The organism is Pseudoalteromonas sp. ABE4_541, assembly GCF_056312285.1.
Genome location: NZ_JBSVEM010000031.1, coordinates 1 through 17,932 on the forward strand (window position 1 = coordinate 1; position 17,932 = coordinate 17,932).

At 43.2% G+C, this 17,932-nt stretch carries 13 protein-coding genes; 1 reads left to right on the plus strand and 12 read right to left on the minus strand.

Translation table 11 applies throughout. The annotated features are described in order from the left end of the window. Positions 1-131: 131 nt before the first annotated feature. The 9 genes from tldD to ACW689_RS20465 form a co-directional block, all read right to left on the minus strand. Positions 132-1,571 (minus strand): metalloprotease TldD, encoded by a 1,440-nt coding sequence (gene tldD, locus ACW689_RS20425; RefSeq protein WP_476294152.1) that lies wholly within the window; start codon positions 1,569-1,571, stop codon positions 132-134. Beyond that, a complete protein-coding gene (locus ACW689_RS20430) occupies positions 1,564-2,388 on the minus strand; it encodes a carbon-nitrogen hydrolase family protein (protein WP_476294154.1) in 825 nt (274 codons plus the stop codon). Before ACW689_RS20430 ends, tldD begins: the two co-directional genes overlap by 8 nt. A gap of 32 nt (positions 2,389-2,420) precedes the next feature. Continuing rightward, entirely contained in the window at positions 2,421-6,266 is a 3,846-nt protein-coding gene (locus ACW689_RS20435; RefSeq protein ID WP_476294156.1) for a YhdP family protein, read from the minus strand. A gap of 16 nt (positions 6,267-6,282) precedes the next feature. Next, on the minus strand, positions 6,283-7,755 hold the full coding sequence (rng, locus tag ACW689_RS20440) for a ribonuclease G (protein ID WP_476294158.1): 1,473 nt from the start codon (positions 7,753-7,755) through the stop codon (positions 6,283-6,285). Continuing rightward, positions 7,745-8,326, minus strand: coding sequence for a Maf family protein (locus ACW689_RS20445; protein WP_476294159.1), 582 nt, complete (start codon positions 8,324-8,326; stop codon positions 7,745-7,747). The genes rng and ACW689_RS20445 overlap by 11 nt, the downstream gene beginning before the upstream one ends. Continuing rightward, complete coding sequence (gene mreD, locus ACW689_RS20450) at positions 8,326-8,805, minus strand: rod shape-determining protein MreD (RefSeq protein WP_476294161.1); 480 nt, start codon at positions 8,803-8,805, stop codon at positions 8,326-8,328. Before mreD ends, ACW689_RS20445 begins: the two co-directional genes overlap by 1 nt. Beyond that, the gene (gene mreC / locus ACW689_RS20455) at positions 8,798-9,640 is read right to left on the minus strand and encodes a rod shape-determining protein MreC (RefSeq protein ID WP_476294162.1); all 843 of its coding nucleotides are present in this window, start codon (positions 9,638-9,640) and stop codon (positions 8,798-8,800) included. Before mreC ends, mreD begins: the two co-directional genes overlap by 8 nt. Next, a complete protein-coding gene (locus tag ACW689_RS20460) occupies positions 9,640-10,683 on the minus strand; it encodes a rod shape-determining protein (protein ID WP_476294163.1) in 1,044 nt (347 codons plus the stop codon). The genes mreC and ACW689_RS20460 overlap by 1 nt, the downstream gene beginning before the upstream one ends. A 63-nt stretch (positions 10,684-10,746) precedes the next feature. Beyond that, positions 10,747-12,786 carry an SUMF1/EgtB/PvdO family nonheme iron enzyme gene (locus ACW689_RS20465; protein ID WP_476294165.1) on the minus strand — a complete coding sequence of 680 codons (2,040 nt, stop codon included), beginning with the start codon at positions 12,784-12,786 and terminating at the stop codon, positions 10,747-10,749. 216 nt (positions 12,787-13,002) lie between these two features. Between ACW689_RS20465 and ACW689_RS20470 the strand changes: the two genes are divergently transcribed. Next, positions 13,003-13,917, plus strand: coding sequence for a 1-aminocyclopropane-1-carboxylate deaminase/D-cysteine desulfhydrase (locus tag ACW689_RS20470; protein WP_476294167.1), 915 nt, complete (start codon positions 13,003-13,005; stop codon positions 13,915-13,917). Here the strand turns inward: ACW689_RS20470 and ACW689_RS20475 are convergent. The 3 genes from ACW689_RS20475 to ACW689_RS20485 all read right to left on the minus strand — a co-directional run bounded on the left by ACW689_RS20475 (position 13,903) and on the right by ACW689_RS20485 (position 17,909). Next, entirely contained in the window at positions 13,903-15,519 is a 1,617-nt protein-coding gene (locus tag ACW689_RS20475; protein ID WP_476294169.1) for an EAL domain-containing protein, read from the minus strand. The two genes, ACW689_RS20470 and ACW689_RS20475, sit on opposite strands and share 15 nt — an antisense overlap. 330 nt (positions 15,520-15,849) lie before the next feature. After that, entirely contained in the window at positions 15,850-16,521 is a 672-nt protein-coding gene (gene ssb / locus ACW689_RS20480; protein ID WP_476294170.1) for a single-stranded DNA-binding protein, read from the minus strand. A 20-nt stretch (positions 16,522-16,541) separates the two neighbouring features. Next, positions 16,542-17,909: an MFS transporter gene (locus ACW689_RS20485; protein ID WP_476294171.1), complete on the minus strand. Its 1,368-nt coding sequence runs from the start codon at positions 17,907-17,909 to the stop codon at positions 16,542-16,544. Positions 17,910-17,932: the final 23 nt, after the last annotated feature.

The window sequence follows — 17,932 nt, forward strand, 5'->3', positions numbered from 1 at the left end:
CGCTTCCAGTTCTTTCTTATTCATCATTGCCTATCCTAAACCCTTTTTAAGGATTAATAATAGGCAGTTACACAGATTTAGTTACAGAGTCGCATAATCACAATAAGCCCGCCATTACAGTCTGGTTAATGCTAGGCAGTACCACCTACGGTTATTTCATCAATTTTAAGGCTTGGTTGGCCCACTCCAACAGGGACACTTTGGCCATCTTTGCCACAAACACCCACCCCCCTATCGAGCTCCAAATCATTACCTACCATTGATATTTTGTTCATTACATCAGGTCCATTACCGATTAAAGTCGCTCCTTTTATCGGCGTGGTAATCTTACCGTTTTCAATCAAATAGGCTTCAGAGGCAGAGAACACAAACTTACCTGAGGTAATGTCTACCTGACCACCACCAAAGTTTGGTGCAAAAATACCTTTCTTAACGCTACTGATAATATCAGCTTGCGAGTCTTGACCCGGCAACATGTAGGTGTTGGTCATACGAGGCATAGGTAGATGTGCATAAGACTCACGGCGGCCATTACCTGTGGGTGCAACGTCCATTAGTCGAGCATTGAGCTTATCCTGCATGTAACCTTTTAATATGCCATTTTCAATAAGTACATTGTAAGCTGCGGGGGTGCCTTCATCATCAACATTCAATGACCCCCTACGATTAGCTATCGTGCCATCGTCAACTACAGTACATAAACTTGAAGCAACCTGCTCACCAACTTTACCGCTAAACGCCGATGCGCCTTTGCGGTTGAAGTCTCCCTCTAAACCATGCCCAACGGCTTCATGGAGTAACACTCCTGGCCATCCTGCACCCAATACAACAGGCATCGTGCCCGCTGGTGCATCTACCGCATCAAGGTTAACCTTTGCTTGGCGCACAGCTTCTTGCGCGTAGCCAAGCCAGCGCGGTTTGCCATCTACCAGTTCTTTGAAATAGCCATAATCTAAACGGGCGCCACCACCTGCACTACCACGTTCGCGACGGCCATTTTTTTCAAGTAATACAGAACAATTTAAACGAATGAGAGGGCGAATATCAGTGGCGAACGTCCCATCACTGGCCGCGATCAAGACTTCTTCATAAACCGCTGAGATTGAGCTAACAACTTGTTGTGCATCAGGGGCTAACTCGCGAATGGCATTTTCAACCTCACGTAATAGCGCTACTTTATCAACATCTGTCATACTTTGGATCGGTTGAACAGGCCCAAATTGTTGCGACGCACTCACTTGCGAAAACACTTGTACTTTTTTGTCTTCACCCGCTTGTGCAATACTGCGTGCCGCCATAGCCGCTTTATTTAATGCTTCGATATTGATGGCATCTGAATAAGAAAACCCCGTTTTCTCACCAGCAACAGCACGAACTCCAACCCCCCGCTCAATGTTATAACTGCCCTCTTTAACCGAGCCGTCTTCTAGTACCCAAGTTTCATGATGACTTGACTGAAAATACAAATCGGCATAATCCACCTTATGCTGATGAATATAACTGAGCGTTTGTTCGAGCTGCTCTCTCGTTAGCTGGCTGTTGGTTAATAAATTCTGTTCAACGCTATTCATAAAATTCGCTCTTAAATCGATTATGTGCCTGTATCGGCATGTCGGCGCGGATCTGCTCTAGCTGAGCGAGATCGATATAGGTGCTGATCATGCCCAGATTAGTTTGAGCATCGGCCATTATTTCTCCCCATGGAGATAATATTAGGCTATGTCCGTAGGTTTTGCGGCCATTTTCATGTTCGCCACATTGTGCTGCTGCTACCACATAGCACTGATTTTCAATCGCTCTTGCCCGTAATAACGGTTGCCAATGAGCCGCTCCAGTTACGGTAGTAAATGCACTGGGTACTAATAACAATTGCGCACCTAATTGGCGCATCTTTTGGTAAAGTCCAGTAAATCGCACATCATAACACACGCTTAAGCCTATTTTGCCAAACGGGCTATCGACCACCACGATGTCACTCCCAGCAATGGTAAAACGAGATTCTCGATAACCTGAGCTACCATCGGCTATTTCAGCATCAAACAAATGAATCTTGTTATAACGCGCGACCACTTCACCTTCATCATTAAATAAGTAACTTGCCGCATAGTAACGCCCATTCTCACCTTGAACAGCCATTGTACCCGCTGAGAGCCAAACTTTATGCACTTTACATAATGTAGCCAATCGCTCTACCCAAGTTTCATACTGTTTGGCAAACAGCAAAGACTGCTCTCCATTTTGCATAAATGCAAGCCAAGTTTCGGGCAAACAAACTAATGTGGGACTAGAAAACGCGGCTTCTTGTAAGCTATTTTCTAATACTAAAAAATTCACCTCAGGATCCATTGTAGAGCACATTTGTAAGGCAACAATACGGGGAAAAGACATCTATTAGACTCCAAAATAATTGCTTATGAGCGCTAGCCTGTCACAGGCACTACGTTTGGTTTCGTTTCTGGAGCTTTGACTGGCTCTGATTCTGGCGGCTGATTTTGTGCAGCTTGCGGGATCTCAACTTCACGACTTTTACGGTCGATTTCCTGCACAACCGGTTCGCTCATTGTGCCGGTTACTTTAAATTTAATTTCCGAAATAACGCGGGCCGAATGGATCACTTTATCCAGGGCCAGTGCAGCAAGCCCAGACACAGGGTTCACCATCCAAGCAACTATCACTGGAAGACTTGAGGTAACCTGCGGTGCAACTGATAAGTCATAGTTGATCTCTTGTGTATTGAGGTTAGCGTAGCCTTGAATACTCAAATCGGCGGGCACACCGTCCAACTTGGTGTCTTTGGTATAGGCTATTCCTTTGTCCAACTGCACGCTGCCTTTCATTTGGTTGTAGAAGAACCCCTTAGAAAAGACATCTCTAAAATCGAGCTTCAGCTTTCTGATCAGCGAGTCTAAACTCAACAAAGAAAATACTCGAGCTCCCTGATCGCTGATCTCAGCAAGATGCCCTTCGCCTAACTCCCAATTTACTTCCCCTTTCAAGCTCTGAGTATCAAACTCATATGGCGCACCCTGCCATTCCAACTGATAAGCCACATTCGCTTTTGAATCTTTAATGGTTGAAGTTAAATCAAATTCATCAAATAACTCTCCAATATCCTTACTATTCATGATCCCATCAAAGTAGCTTTTACCATTTTGCCAGTGGCCTTTACCTCGTAACACATGCTCATTTTTATCAACCACCAACTCAGGGATCTGTAGTTGTGTACCATCACCAAATAGCGATATGGTCACTTTATCTAGTTGATAGCTTTGTACTTTGCAATCATTACAATTGAATTCAATAGCAGGAACGCGTGTGAGCCAAGTTAGATCATCTTCCCGCTTATCTACATCAGCGTCAGTCTCAACAAAGTTTATACGTAAATAGTCACTGTCTATTTTTATCGGCCGACTAGAGCCCGATGGTGGCAGGAGCGCTGAAATCCGAGCTTCTTTTGCATTGATACGTGCCGTCATACCATCAGGACTTGCAAATAAACGCATCTCAACATCATTAAAGGGCATATTGGCAACACGAATTTGTTCAAACTGGCCACGAATAAGCGCCAGAGGAGGCAAAATTGTTGATGCTGACTCCTGAGCCTTGGGTAAGTTAATCAGTCTGTCAATAAAGTCCAACCAAGGGTCCAATATCACGTCATCTTGAACTATGTTTACTTGAAATCCTTTACCCGCAAGGCTCTGATTTGATGAGCCAATACTCAATTGAGCCTGGCTTATTTGCCCTGAATCATTGCCTAAAATACCGCTAAAGAACAGCTTGTCTGCGATGTTTGCAGTGATCAAATTTGAAATATCATCCCCCTGAACTTCACCGCTTAGCAACCAACTCTGTTCAGAAGATTTATTGTAAGGTGCCGGGAAATAGCTGTTCACGCCATATAAATCGGAGTTAAATTTAGCGAGATAGTTAAAACCCTGCTCAGTAAAATCTAGCTTAATATGCGTGTTTAACTCGCTGTCGCCATCTAAGTAACCATCCAATAGCCCATCTGCATACACAAGCAGCTTATCAGCTTGTGCCTGCAAGCTGGTTTTTATATCAACCCCATAATGATTTTTATCGCCATCACCTAGAACATCAATGAGCATAGGCATACCAAGCCAATTAGCCTGCGTTTGCTTTAACTCAATACGATCATCCACAAATTGTACAACACCATTGACTTGTGAAAGCTGTAACCCTGGTTGAGCGAGAAATACATCTGTGTCATCTAGCTCAACACGCCCTTCGGCACGAACCCCTAATGTGTGTAAATCTATGTCTAGTTTAATGCCGCCCGTCACATCACCAGATGCTTGGACCACATCCAGTACATTCACGAGGGGGTCTTTCAATGGTGTATGCTGGAAAAAGCCTTTCAGAGACTGGGCTTGCGTCGTGTGCTTTATATCAACATATAAGTTATCGGCATGATTTAAATTTGGCAAAGTGATAACAACCGGCACACTGAGCTTTTGGTTAATGAGCGAGCCCGACTTCGCATATATGTCCATTCGTTCGTTCACGAAATGCAACTCTGCATCCGCATTCGTAATTGTTGGCCAGTCGGGTGCAAATAAAAACTCTGCATCGACAATATCTGACAGGACCTCAAAGTGCCCTTCACCTTGTTCAAACGGAAAATTGGCCAGAGGTCCAGACAGCAATACTCGACTACTGAGGTGCTTTCCAGCAACTAAGCCTCGGTTTAGATAATCAATCAGTGTTTTAGACATCACTGTTTGTGGAAAGTAGTCTCCCGCAGTATGAGCATTGCCTCCCATCACTTCCGCATACAAATCAAGTTCAGGCTGTTCGCTCATGCGCAATGTCATTTCTGCGGCAACTGTCAGATCACGATTATTAAACCAAATATTGCCACTACTTAATTGCCATTCACTTGCCTGTTGATAGATCTGTATTTCTGCATTGAGCTGTTCATATGCCAAAGACTTACGAAATGTTGAGCCCGTGTCTAATCGCGCATTTTCGCTAAATAGGCTGACAACACCCGCATTATTTTGCCAATTAAGTTCAACACGCGCGTTCTCCATACCGGGTATTCCATCAAAGCTATTCCATTTGAGTGCTTCGATATGCAACCATATTTGTGGATAGTCATGCTGAGCCGATAAGGTAATTTTACCTTGTACTGAACCTGAAATATCTGTTGCATCGAGTTCTTTAGCCCAGTCTGCGCGAGCAAGTAACGCAAACTCCCGAAGCAATCCTAAGCTGATATCTTCAAACCAGATCTGCTTATCAAACTCTGAAAACTTGGCCTGAAATTTGACTGGAGAAAATGGTTCACCATCAGCAGAAAACTTAAACTCAGCGCTGTTTAACTGCCATTGAGCGTCATCAGGCACTAATTTTATTTTGCCCTGCTCAATCTCTAAAACATGGGCTTCCCCCTGTTCCCGCCATTGCATCTTGCTTGGTAACGTATTTAGGGTAACTTGTTCAACTTTTCCTTGATTCAAAGAGAGCCAAAGCTCACCGTTAAGCTCAGTTGATATATGCTTTTCCTGTGTTGCCAGATACTCCGTTAACCACTCGGCAATATCCACATGTTCTGCCTGTAAGTAGACTTGCCCAGCTAGCTCCCGCAATGTCTCGCCACTCAAACTCAAACGAGCTGAAAAGTGCCCTTGTTGCAGTCCAGGGATCGCCACCTCACCTTCACCTTTATGGCTATTCAAATCGTTCTGCCAAGTGAGGTCATTGAGTAAAAGCGTATGCTGCAATCCGCTTTTCATTTTTAAATTAAGCTGACTGGAGCGAATTGAAAAATGTCCAGTTTCACCTAAAAATAAGCTTTCTATAAGCGCTTGCTGTTCAAAGTTGGAGTCGTTTGAATTATTCGCTTCTGCCAATTTGGGCACATCAACTTGCGCAGAAAAGCCATCCAATACAAAGTAGTTTGAACGTAACTGCCAGTTTTTTAACGATTCCAATAGATTGAGTTGTAAGCTAGTTTTGGCAATAGACAAAGCGATTGGCGCGCTTTGATTATCCACGAAAGTCAAATTCTCCAGCACCAATGCCGGACCATTTCCTTCCCAACTGGCACTGATAGAGCCAATACTCACACTGACATCAAACTGCTCGTGAATTAAACGTTCAATTTCTACACGGTGATCATTGGCATAAGGTAAGCTGTACTTAACTAGGGAAACCAATACAGCAAGCATGACAAGTGTGACAGCAAAAATTTGCCACATTGCACGGATACAAAAAAAACAAATGGTCTTGGCTTGCATTAGATGCTACGTCACCTTACATCATTACGACGTCAAACTGTTCTTGGCTATATAAGCTCTCTGTTTGAATACTGACCTGTTTTCCGATAAAGAGTTCCAATTCTGCCAGATTATGATATTCATCGTTAATCAATGCTTCACTTACAGCAGGCGAAGCATAGACCATAAATTTGTCTGCATCATAGGCCCTGTTAACACGTACTATTTCTCTTAAGATTTCATAGCACACCGTCTCAACTGTTTTTAATGAACCTCGACCTGAGCATGAGGGACAAACATCACAGAGAATGTGCTCCAAACTCTCACGAGTCCGTTTACGAGTCATTTCAACCAACCCTAAGGCTGATAAGCCGTTGATGTTAGCTTTTGCTCTGTCTTTGGCTAAGGCTGTCTCTAGTGAGTGTAGTACGCGGCGCTTGTGCTCGTCAGAAACCATATCAATAAAATCAATGATAATAATACCGCCTAAATTGCGCAGCCTAAGCTGGCGCGCAATTGCAGAGGTCGCTTCCACATTAGTGTTAAAAATGGTTTCTTCTAAATTACGGTGACCAACAAACGCACCAGTGTTTACATCAACGGTAGTCATGGCTTCCGTTTGATCAATGATGAGATAACCGCCCGACTTAAGTTCAACTTTGCGATGTAGCGCCTTTTGGATCTCACTCTCAACGTCGAATAGGTCAAAAATAGGGCGCTCACCGGGGTAATACTCCAAAGCTTTAGCCAGTAATGGCACAAATTCTTCAGTAAATACTTTGAGCTCTTGGTATGTCAGTTTAGAGTCAACACGGATGCGTTCCATATCTTCACCGACGTAATCCCGAAGAGTACGGAACGCCAATTTTAAATCTTCATGCAAAATTGAAGCTTTGCTGGTTTTTTTGCGTCGGCTAACGATTTTACTCCATAGCTTTTTCAAAAACTCAGCATCGTGTTTGAGTTCCGCTTCAGCAGCGCCTTCTGCGGCCGTTCTAACAATGAAGCCACCATTCTCATCATTGTATTGAGATACAATATTCTTTAAACGAGTACGTTCTTCTTCTGTTTCAATACGCTGGCTGACACCAACATGCGTTGCATCCGGCATGAATACCAAGTAACGAGACGGTATGGTAATGTCTGTCGTTAAGCGAGCGCCTTTAGTACCAAGCGGATCCTTCACCACCTGAACCATAATGAATTGACCTTGCTTTACTAGCTCGCGGATATCTTGCACTTTTTTCACTGGTTGCTCATCAACGCCCTCTTCAAATGAAGCGCTGTTGACAATATCAGAAGCATGTAAAAATGCCGCTTTGTCCAAGCCAATATCGACAAATGCAGCCTGCATTCCAGGCAATACACGGCTAACTTTGCCTAAGTAGATATTGCCTACAATACCTAGGTTGCCGATCCGCTCTACTTGTACTTCCTGTAATACACCATTTTCAATTAGCGCGACACGGCTTTCACTCGGTGTAACATTGATCAGAAGCTCACTGCTCATAAAACCCTTCGGTAAATTCTTTAATTAGTTCATCTGTTTCATACAAGGGTAAACCCATTACAGCAAAGTAGCTACCTGATATGTGAGTAACAAACTTTCCTCCAAGGCCTTGAATGCCATAGCCACCTGCCTTATCAGCCGGTTCACCGCTTTGCCAATACTCACTGATCTCTTGCTCACTTAAGTGCTTAAAAGTGACGTCAGTAGTGACCACTTTACTGAGTACGCGTTCACTCGTTGCCAACGCGATTGCGGTGTGAACTTGATGTGTGCGGCCTGACAGTCGTTTCATCGTTTGACGAAAGTCATCTTCATCTTTTGGTTTTCCGAGCGCCATATCATCGATAACAACAACTGTGTCGCTGCCTAATACGGGTCGGTCCACATGGCCACGTGTCACGGCAGTTTGGGCTTTTAAACATGCTAAACGCTCTACATAAGCAAGCGCAGGCTCATTATCAAACTGTGTTTCATCCGCATCGACTGAAAACTGGCTAAAATCATAGCCTAATTGACTAAGTAACTGCTGTCGTCTCGGTGACGCGGAAGCTAAGTATAATTGCACACGCATTAACGGATCCTAAACTGTCGGCGGTATTTTCGTAATAATAAAAAGATCCATGGCCAACACAGCATCCCCGTTAAAGCAGGCCATAAGTAATGGGGACTAAAATACACATCCAGTAAAAAATGATTTAACCAAAATATCAACAGGTGATAAAGCGTCAAAAATAGGCCTACTAACACAGCCTGCTGCCAAATCGAGAAGTTTCTGATCTTCTGAAAATTACTCACTGTTATATAAATACAAATCGAATAAGTAAGCGAATTGACCCCAAGTGGTGCACCGATCGCCAGATCCATGAGTAAACCTGCTACCCAAGCCCAGCCAATATTAACTCGGTGTGGCACAGCAAGAGACCAATACATTAATACCAGTAATACCCAATCAGGTCTAAAAGGCTCAGCTGAAATAGGCAATGGCATCAATGCCATCACCAAAGCAAGAAACACACTCAAAGCAATTAAAAAATAATATCGCTTAATCATCGCTCAAGCTCTCTTGTGAAGTTCGTCCTAAAATAAGTAACAAACGAATACGGTCAAGTTGTGCAATTGGTTCGGCAAATACCTGAGCAAAAGGCAATCCTTCATCTCGCTTAAGCTCTGTGACAACTGCGACCGGGTAACCTTCTGGAAATGTACCACCTAACCCTGAAGTCACTAATACATCACCAATCCGTACATCTAAGCTATGTGGTACATGAGAAAGCTTCAGTCTATTGATCTTACCGATCCCTTCGACCACTGTACGTACATCATTGCGCAGTATACGTACGGGTGTGGCGTGGGTAATATCAGTCATCAGCAAAACGCGAGATGTGGTGGTTCCAACTTGTGTCAGTTGACCCACCAGGCCCATTTCATCGATGACAGGCTGACTTTCCGTTACACCATCAATCGTGCCTCTATTGACGACGACCTGATGGCTGTATGGATTAGAGTGAACAGATAGTACCTGTGCAATCAAACGGGTATTCTTCTCACGAGCAGAAGCCCCCAGTAAAGCTCTCAGTTTTTGGTTTTCTCTCTCAAGAAGCTTTAACTGCTGCAGTTGCTCACTTTGGAGTAATTGTTTTCGTTTGAGGGCATTATTTTCTTCGCTTAGTTGCTCTCGTGTTTGCAAGCTTTTGGCGCCACTGTCAAAAGCTTCATAAGGCATACTAGCCAAATACAACAAAGGACTAACCAAGGTATGAAGGCTAGTCCTGATCATGGTACCACCTTGCGTAAAGCGGTCACCGACTATAAGTATGATACTCAGCATTACTGCGACGGTCAGTCGCAGCTGCAGCGATACCGTACGGCCAAATAGTAAATTCATTAGTCGTAACTAAATACATCGCCGCCGTGCATATCAATCATCTCAAGCGCTTTACCACCGCCACGCGCAACACAAGTCAATGGATCATCAGCAACGACAACCGGAATACCAGTCTCTTCCATCAACAAGCGGTCAAGGTCTTTCAGTAACGCGCCACCACCGGTCAATACCATACCATGTGCTGAGATATCTGAAGCTAGCTCTGGTGGAGATTGTTCTAAGGCAACCATCACTGCACTAACGATCCCCATTAACGGCTCTTGTAATGCTTCTAAGATCTCGTGAGAGTTTAAGGTGAAAGAACGAGGCACACCTTCCGCTAAGTTGCGACCACGAACTTCGATTGAGATTGGTTCATCACTCTTAAAGGCGGAACCGATTTCATGCTTGATGTGCTCGGCAGTCGCTTCACCAATCAAGCTACCAAAGTTACGACGTACATAGTTAATAATAGCTTCATCGAACTTATCACCACCAATACGCACAGAAGATGAATAAACAACACCGTTAAGTGAAATGATGGCGACTTCAGTAGTACCTCCACCAATATCGACAACCATCGACCCCGTCGCTTCAGAAACGGGCAAACCGGCGCCAATTGCCGCAGCCATTGGCTCTTCGATTAAATACACTTCCCTTGCGCCTGCGCCCATTGCTGATTCGCGTATCGCACGTTTTTCTACCTGAGTCGCACCACAAGGCACACAAATTAAAACACGTGGACTAGGACGCATAAAGTTATTATTGTGCACTTGCTTGATAAAGTGCTGAAGCATCTTTTCAGTCACATAGAAATCTGCAATCACACCATCTTTCATCGGGCGAATGGCTTTGATATTACCAGGTGTACGACCCAACATCTGCTTTGCCGCAGTACCTACAGATGCAACACTTTTTGGACCACCAGCACGTTCTTGTCTGATAGCGACTACAGAAGGTTCATTCAAAACAATACCTTCTTCTTTTACATAAATAAGCGTGTTGGCTGTACCTAAGTCGATTGACAGGTCGTTTGAAAATAATCCGCGTAATTTTTTAAACATGAGGCTGGGTAACCTTAAAGAAATACTTTATATCAAGCGGTAAATACCGCCCATCGTTAATTGTTATCGTTCTCGAACCAGTCGAAAACCAATGTAATTTGATCGAAAATCAGTCGCTAACTCTAGCCGTGTAGAGACACGAGCTAAGCTCGGTGCAAAATTCCATGCACCACCTCTTACCGTCACTCCACTTTGAGATGCTCGTTTCTGAGTCCATTCCCAAACATTGCCTACTGTATCGTACAAACCGTAGTGATTCGGTGAAAATTCGCCAACAGGAGAGGCACTTTTATTTGACCACTCACTGCCACACCATCCACAGTTTGCTAAACTCTTGCCAATTTCATTGCCCCATGGATACTCTGAGGTAGTGCCTGCTCGAGCCGCATATTCCCATTCCACTTCGTTGGGTAAGCGAAATTGTGCGCCTTTTTCGCCCGATAACCAATTGGCATAAGCTTTGGCATCATCATAGGAAACACAGACCACAGGAAAATTATCCGCTTGCTCATAACCCGGTGTACGCCAGTTATAATCTATATCCCAAACAGGCTCACCATCCTTATAATACGCACAACCTCGGCTCTGTTCGGCAACGGTTACATAATCAGTGCTTTGAATAAACGCACGAAATTCAGCGACAGTAACTTCTGTGCTCTGCATGCCGTAAGAATTACTCAACACTTTTTCAAGAACAGGACGTTCATTAGCTAATCCGCTTCCAGCAATATCGCCCATTTTAAAAGTACCGGCAGGCACAATCACTACTTTGTTTTCCGGCGTAGTGGAAACAATCTTTATGTCTGATTTTTGTTTGTTTTCCTGCTCGCTTTTGGGTGTCGGTACAGCAATCGACTCAGGCTTTTTTACCAACTTAGCATTGATTGTTCTGGCCTTTCGTAATGTCAGTGTTTTTTTGAATGGTTCGTAACCTAATTTACGCACCTCAATGTCATAAGTTCCCACAGGTACTTTAACCGACAACTTGGTTGAGCCATAGCTCACACCATTAATAAACACCTCGTCATCATACACATTCGAGCGAAGTGTTAATTCAACCGTTGCTTGAGGCTTAGGTGTGGTTGTCTGCTTTGGTGTTGAGTGCGTAACTTCAATCACAGGTTCTGAAGGCAAGCGTGTCACTTGCACATTGCTAATACTTTGCGCTTGCTCACTAAACGTTAACTGACTATCACTATACACCGTTGGATAGTTTGTTTGATAACCAACGGCACCGACCATAGGTGTACCATATTCAGCGCAAAAACGGTTATCTACACTGATTAAACTACAAAGCCGGCTATTATTCACGTCACCACGCATAGTCACGCTTAAATTAACGCTGTAATTACCTTGTCCACTGAATGCACTATCCACAACATGGCTATTGATTACCTGGACCTGCGCTCCCGCAAGGTTGCGCTTAGGTTCTACCAAGCGCTGTTCTGTTAGATTTGCAAACAGTTGATCAACAAAGCGCTTTGTTGATTTTTGCAATGCCATCTGTTGACCACGTTGTTCGCATGCAGCAAGCGTTTCTGTACGTTTACAGTTGATTGTGTGATCAACTTCTAGTGTACCTTCTCGTGTAAATTCATTTCGTAAACGCTCAACACGAGCTGTACTTAACTGATCTTTCAAGCTCTCTAACGTATTGATTAAAGTGTGCTTTGTGACTCTGATCTGCTCAATATCTTTACGGTGCGAAGCTATCGCCGCAAGCTGCATCGTAATATCATCTTTGTTTGTTTTATGATTAATAACAGCGTCTTTATATCTGGTTTGTGCGCCTGAGATGTCTAGAGTTGGGTCGTCAATCAAACGTCTGTACATATCGTTCATTGCGTCAAGCGCTTGATTTTTTTCTTTATCTAAATCAGAAGAGCGCTTTCTCAGCAATTCTAATTGCGCTTGTAATCTGGTTTCTTCGCTTAGGTGTTTATCTAGTAGTTGCGTGTAGTTGTCTAACTCAGTTTGTTTTACCGAAAGTTGAGATTCAATGGCTGTCACCGTCGTTGTATCTTGCGCCATAGTATGAGGCGTTATGACACTAGCAGCCATCAAAGTGGCAGAGACAAAAAAAGATAAAGAAGCTATTCGCATATATTCCATTCCCAAAAACGCGGCAATTATTTGGTCTTTGTTATTTTTTATAGTTAGTTCTTAATGCTATGTACTTACAAAGCAAAACACAAGCTTTCGGCCATTATTATCTGAGTTTACAACTATTAACCACAGGGTTGCCAGTGCTCATCTCATATTTTAACGCTTTAACTGTTAGAATTATGGCAAGATACGTTTAAAAAGTCAGTCATAAGTATGAGCACACAACAACTCCACTGGCCTGAGTCCCCATTACAGGAAATACACCATCCTCTATTGGAACAAAAAAAGTTAAGCTTGTTCGTAAAAAGAGATGACCTATTACATCCACATATTGCGGGCAATAAATGGCGAAAGCTGAAATACAACCTCTTAGAGATGCAAAAACAGAAAAAGAATGCTTTTCTTACCTTTTCAGGGGCATTTTCCAATCACCTTTATGCGGCAAGCATGGCAAGTCGATTACTTTCTATACAGGGAAACGCCATAATACGAGGGCCCCATCTGGATCGCAATAACCCCACCATAAAAATGGCTAATGCATGTCAGATGAACTTACATGTTGTCGACAGAGCAACCTATCGACTAAGGCACCAGCAAAACTACCTCGATTCACTGCAAGCTCAATTCCCACATTGTTACTTTATACCCGAAGGTGGCAGCAACCAAGCAGCTTTGATAGGAGTAGAAGAGCTCGCCAACAGTTTACCTGATACAGACTATGTGGTTTGTGCTGTTGGAAGCGGTGGTACCTTAGCAGGCCTGATAAAGGGCTGCTCTATTGATACGCAACTCATAGGTATCCCCGTACTCAAGCAAGGACATTATCTGAAAGAAGAAGTGGCTCGTTTGTTTCCCAAAGCTACACAGCAAACAAATTGGCAATTACGGTGCGATTTTCATGATGGTGGCTATGGCAAATTTTCCAAAGCGCTTTGGCAATTTTGCAAAGTGATGAAGCAGCAGTGCCATTTACCGTTAGAGCCAGTTTATACCGGAAAGATGTTTTACGCTTTATGGCAGCTCATGGAGGCTGATTTTTTTGAACCCAATAGTCACATTATCGCCATTCATACTGGCGGACTACAAGGGCTTGATGGGCTAAGATATCGTCAATTAATACCCGACTAATTCCATTTGCTGTAGAAGCTCTGCAAAGTAATAACCTTGAGCCCCGTTTATACCCAGTGTTTTGAGACAATCAAGTTCAGCTTGCGTCTCAACCCCCACCGCATAAACGGGCACCCCTAGCCTTTTTCCTTGATATATAATTTGCTTAATCGTTTTTTGTTTTTGGCTGCTTTTTTCTAATTCATGTACAAGATCAACACTCAGCTTTATCGCTTCCAACTGCTTATTCTCTCTCAGCGTGTTCACCATTAGTGGTTCGCTTACGTGATCAATAATGACTGATACACCTAACCCAGTAAAAAATAGTTGCTGCGAATTTATTTTTTCATAATGTTTGTAATAGTCGTCCGCTGATAACTCAAAACTTAATTGCTGTCCGGTTGAACTGTCTCGAATCGTATTTGCCAACCACTGTACAAACTCTGTATCTAACCAATTAGCAATATGTAAGTTAATGCTTACCTTTGCTTGGTGCTTTTCTTTCTCAAGTACCATAACGGTATGCTCAACAATCGCTTTATCAAGCAGCTCAAGGTTTTTCTTACTGTGCAACTGCGGGATAAACTGCTTTGCGGCAATCAACCCTAATTGCTCATGCCGAACTCGTAAAAGCGCTTCATTTTGAATAATGTCCTGCTGATGAAAACCAAATAAGGGCTGGAAAAATAAAACAAACTGTCCATTACTAATACATCGAATGAAGTCCTCTTCGCTACTATTCATCGCCGTTTCGTGGGTTTTGTTGAGTGGCATCATATGTACATGCTGCCACACATTATTGTCAGCAATTTCTAAAGCTGCACGTGCTAGTTGATAAACATGTGCCTGCTCCGCATCTTGTTGATAAAAGCACCCACCCACTTTAATCTGTTTTCTCGACAAATCTGGCCTAAGCTCTCGAGTAACACGAAACATGATTTCATGTAAATTTTTTCCATGCTCAGCAACATCTCCCCATGCAACTTGTTCATAAGTAACTGCAAGCGCCCCCGAATTTAAGTACTTTATTGAACACCGACATTTGCTAGATAAATGCTTATGCAAGGCCACAATGAAATGATTTTTCACATCAAGTACCGCATCCAATTTGACGGCCCAACGAACTAATAAAAAGACATTAAACAAGGTACTATCGGCACTTCTAGGGTTCACAGCGGGTAAAGCACTATTATCTGTTAAACTGTGATTAATTTCGTTAGATAAAAATCGCTTCGGTCTGACTCTATAGACTTGCCACCAGCGATAAAAAAACGCCAAAAAGCCTATGAATAAAAGATTAAAAAAAGTGATGATATACATATGTTGAATGTACGGTTTTTGATGCTCCAGCTGTAGAGTAATACCCGAGGCGGTAAACAAACTCGCGTCGCTACCCGCCTCTTCTGGCACAGCTATGTATCTGATCCCATATTGCTGTGCTATTTCATTGATATTTTCTTCGCGCCTGAGCTCAATAGGCAATTGTGCGACTCGCTCAACAACCGATATGGCCCGCTGATGAATTTGCAAATGAAGGAGATGGAATAATAAAACATTTAACGCGAGCAAAGTGGCTAACGAAAAACCTGCCTTTAGAAGCAATGCTTTAGACTTCAAGTACACCAATGCCACCTTGTTCAAACACAACTTATGTATGCTTAAGTGTTGTACACAAGGCAACAAAACTCAAGTTATCAAACGTACACTAAACGAATGAAAGTGCGGCTTTGTTAGGTATTTTCCCAAGTCTATAAAATAAAAAAGTCCTTTCCATTGAGGGGGTATTCATCTCTAAATCTACAACTTAATTTACAAAAAGCCATTACCTTACCCATAATCGATTACTCATTAAAAAAGCCCTCTGCGAACTTCACAAATTCAGTTAAGTTTGAATTTACAAAGTCTGCAGAGGGCTTCTAAAAACTAATTACACAGTTTTAGTTATACCACCAATTAGAACGGGATATCATCATCAAAATCAATTGGCGGTTCCATTGGGTTAGATGCACCACCTGATTGTGCAGGTTTAGGGGCAAAACCACCTTGCTGCTGTGGTGCGCTTTGTTGCGGAGCAAAACCGCCACCTTGGTTTGCATTACTTTGTTGCTGAGGCGCTTGCTGAGGTGCAAAACCACTTTGTTGCGATTGACCATGGTTTTGATTAGATTGCTGGCCGTACTGCTGTTGTTGAGGGGCTTGGTTGCTATATTGCTGTTGACCATAACCACCTTGGCTTTGCTGTTGTGCATTTTGATATTGCCCACCACCTTGCTGCTCACCACGACCACCTAACATTTGCATTTGACCGCCCATATCGACCACAATCTCAGTAGTATATTTTTCTTGACCACTTTGATCCGTCCATTTGCGTGTTTGCAAACGACCTTCAATGTACACTTGCGAACCTTTACGCAAGTATTCACCAGCAACTTCAGCTAACTTGCCAAACAACACCACTCGGTGCCACTCGGTGCGTTCTTGCAACTGGCCAGTGTTTTTATCTTTCCAGCTGTCTGTAGTGGCAATGCTAATGTTTGCAACACCATTGCCATTAGGCATATAGCGTACCTCAGGATCTTGTCCTAGATTACCAACCAATATCACTTTATTTACACCGCGTGCCATGGCACCCTCTCCTCACACTTTTAATGCAAGCCAAGCACTTGCTTAGCTTGGTTTAAATCAAATTTCTTATCATCTACTTTTAAATAGCTGCGGTTTTCTTCACTCACAACTATCGCTTCGATCACACCGGGTAGAGCTACAAGCTTATCAGCCACTGCTTGTGCTTGCTTAGGCTCAGACAATTCAGTCATCAAACTGATAATTTTACTTTTAGGTGGGATCTGCATTCGCCATGCAATAATAAGCCATATTACCCCAACACAGGCTACCGCCGCAAACACTGCATTCACTTCATAATTTTGTGCAATGTAACCACCTAATATACCACCCAAAAATGCGCCAAAAAATTGTCCTGATGAAAACAGGCCCATTGCCGAACCTTTCTGAGACGCAGGCGCAATTCTCGATACCAGGGCTGGCATCGTCGCTTCTAAAAAGTTAAAAGCGATAAAGTAAGTCAACATACACACAGCAATACCAACGACGGAGTTTGCCCACCACATTAAACTTAATGTACTTAAAACAAGCAGCACTATAGACGCTAAAAAAGTTTCTTTTTCTTTTTGCTTACGAATAGCCACTATCATCAACGGTGCCATCAATATAAATGCAAGCAAAAGAACTGGAATGTATAGCTGCCAATGAGCATCAGCGTTCAAGCCATCTTTAATCAGTTGCCCAGGCAAAACAACAAATAGTGTCGTTAGCGTCAAGTGTAGTAACATCACGCCCAAATCCAAACGTAGCAGCTGAGGATGGCGACTGAGTTTTCGAATGTCTGAGAAAGTAGCAACGGTATCCCCTTTAGGTGCTTTGTTGACAGCACTTGGTACCACAAACAAAATGATCACAATGCCACATATCGCCAAAATCGAGGTTAACCAAAATACCCCAGAGATCCCAAATGCTGCAGCGACCATAGGACCTAGTAACATGGCAAAAGCAAAGCTTAACCCGATACACATACCAATCACTGCCATCACTTTTGGCCGCTGTTCATCGCGACTTAAATCTGCAGCCAACGCTAGCAATGCACTGGCGATCGCGCCCATCCCTTGTAAAGCTCGACCCACAGTGACCCAATAAATAGAGTCAGCCAATGCTGCGATAACTGAACCAAGTGCAAATACCAGCAAGCCGCCTACAATCACAGGTTTTCGACCAAATTTATCAGACAACCAACCCATCGGAATTTGTAGCAACGCTTGAGTCAAACCATACGCACCAATAGCAAGACCAATCCACATTGGCGAAACATGCTCTAATGATTGCCCATAAATAGCCAAGACAGGCATAAGCATGAACAGACCAAGCATGCGAAATGCAAAAACACTGGCCAATGATAATGCAGCACGTTTCTCAAGAAGGTTTAAAGATTGATTAGACATATTACCCGTTAACTCAGCTTAAT

What these genes read in the sequence shown, in the direction of transcription:
- tldD (WP_476294152.1), bottom strand. Translation starts at nt 1,571, where the DNA reads ATGAATAGCGTTGAACAGAATTTATTAACCAACAGCCAGCTAACGAGA.
- ACW689_RS20430 (WP_476294154.1), bottom strand. Translation starts at nt 2,388, where the DNA reads ATGTCTTTTCCCCGTATTGTTGCCTTACAAATGTGCTCTACAATGGAT.
- ACW689_RS20435 (WP_476294156.1), bottom strand. Translation starts at nt 6,266, where the DNA reads ATGCAAGCCAAGACCATTTGTTTTTTTTGTATCCGTGCAATGTGGCAA.
- rng (WP_476294158.1), bottom strand. Translation starts at nt 7,755, where the DNA reads ATGAGCAGTGAGCTTCTGATCAATGTTACACCGAGTGAAAGCCGTGTC.
- ACW689_RS20445 (WP_476294159.1), bottom strand. Translation starts at nt 8,326, where the DNA reads ATGCGTGTGCAATTATACTTAGCTTCCGCGTCACCGAGACGACAGCAG.
- mreD (WP_476294161.1), bottom strand. Translation starts at nt 8,805, where the DNA reads ATGATTAAGCGATATTATTTTTTAATTGCTTTGAGTGTGTTTCTTGCT.
- mreC (WP_476294162.1), bottom strand. Translation starts at nt 9,640, where the DNA reads ATGAATTTACTATTTGGCCGTACGGTATCGCTGCAGCTGCGACTGACC.
- ACW689_RS20460 (WP_476294163.1), bottom strand. Translation starts at nt 10,683, where the DNA reads ATGTTTAAAAAATTACGCGGATTATTTTCAAACGACCTGTCAATCGAC.
- ACW689_RS20465 (WP_476294165.1), bottom strand. Translation starts at nt 12,786, where the DNA reads ATGCGAATAGCTTCTTTATCTTTTTTTGTCTCTGCCACTTTGATGGCT.
- ACW689_RS20470 (WP_476294167.1), top strand. Translation starts at nt 13,003, where the DNA reads ATGAGCACACAACAACTCCACTGGCCTGAGTCCCCATTACAGGAAATA.
- ssb (WP_476294170.1), bottom strand. Translation starts at nt 16,521, where the DNA reads ATGGCACGCGGTGTAAATAAAGTGATATTGGTTGGTAATCTAGGACAA.
- ACW689_RS20485 (WP_476294171.1), bottom strand. Translation starts at nt 17,909, where the DNA reads ATGTCTAATCAATCTTTAAACCTTCTTGAGAAACGTGCTGCATTATCA.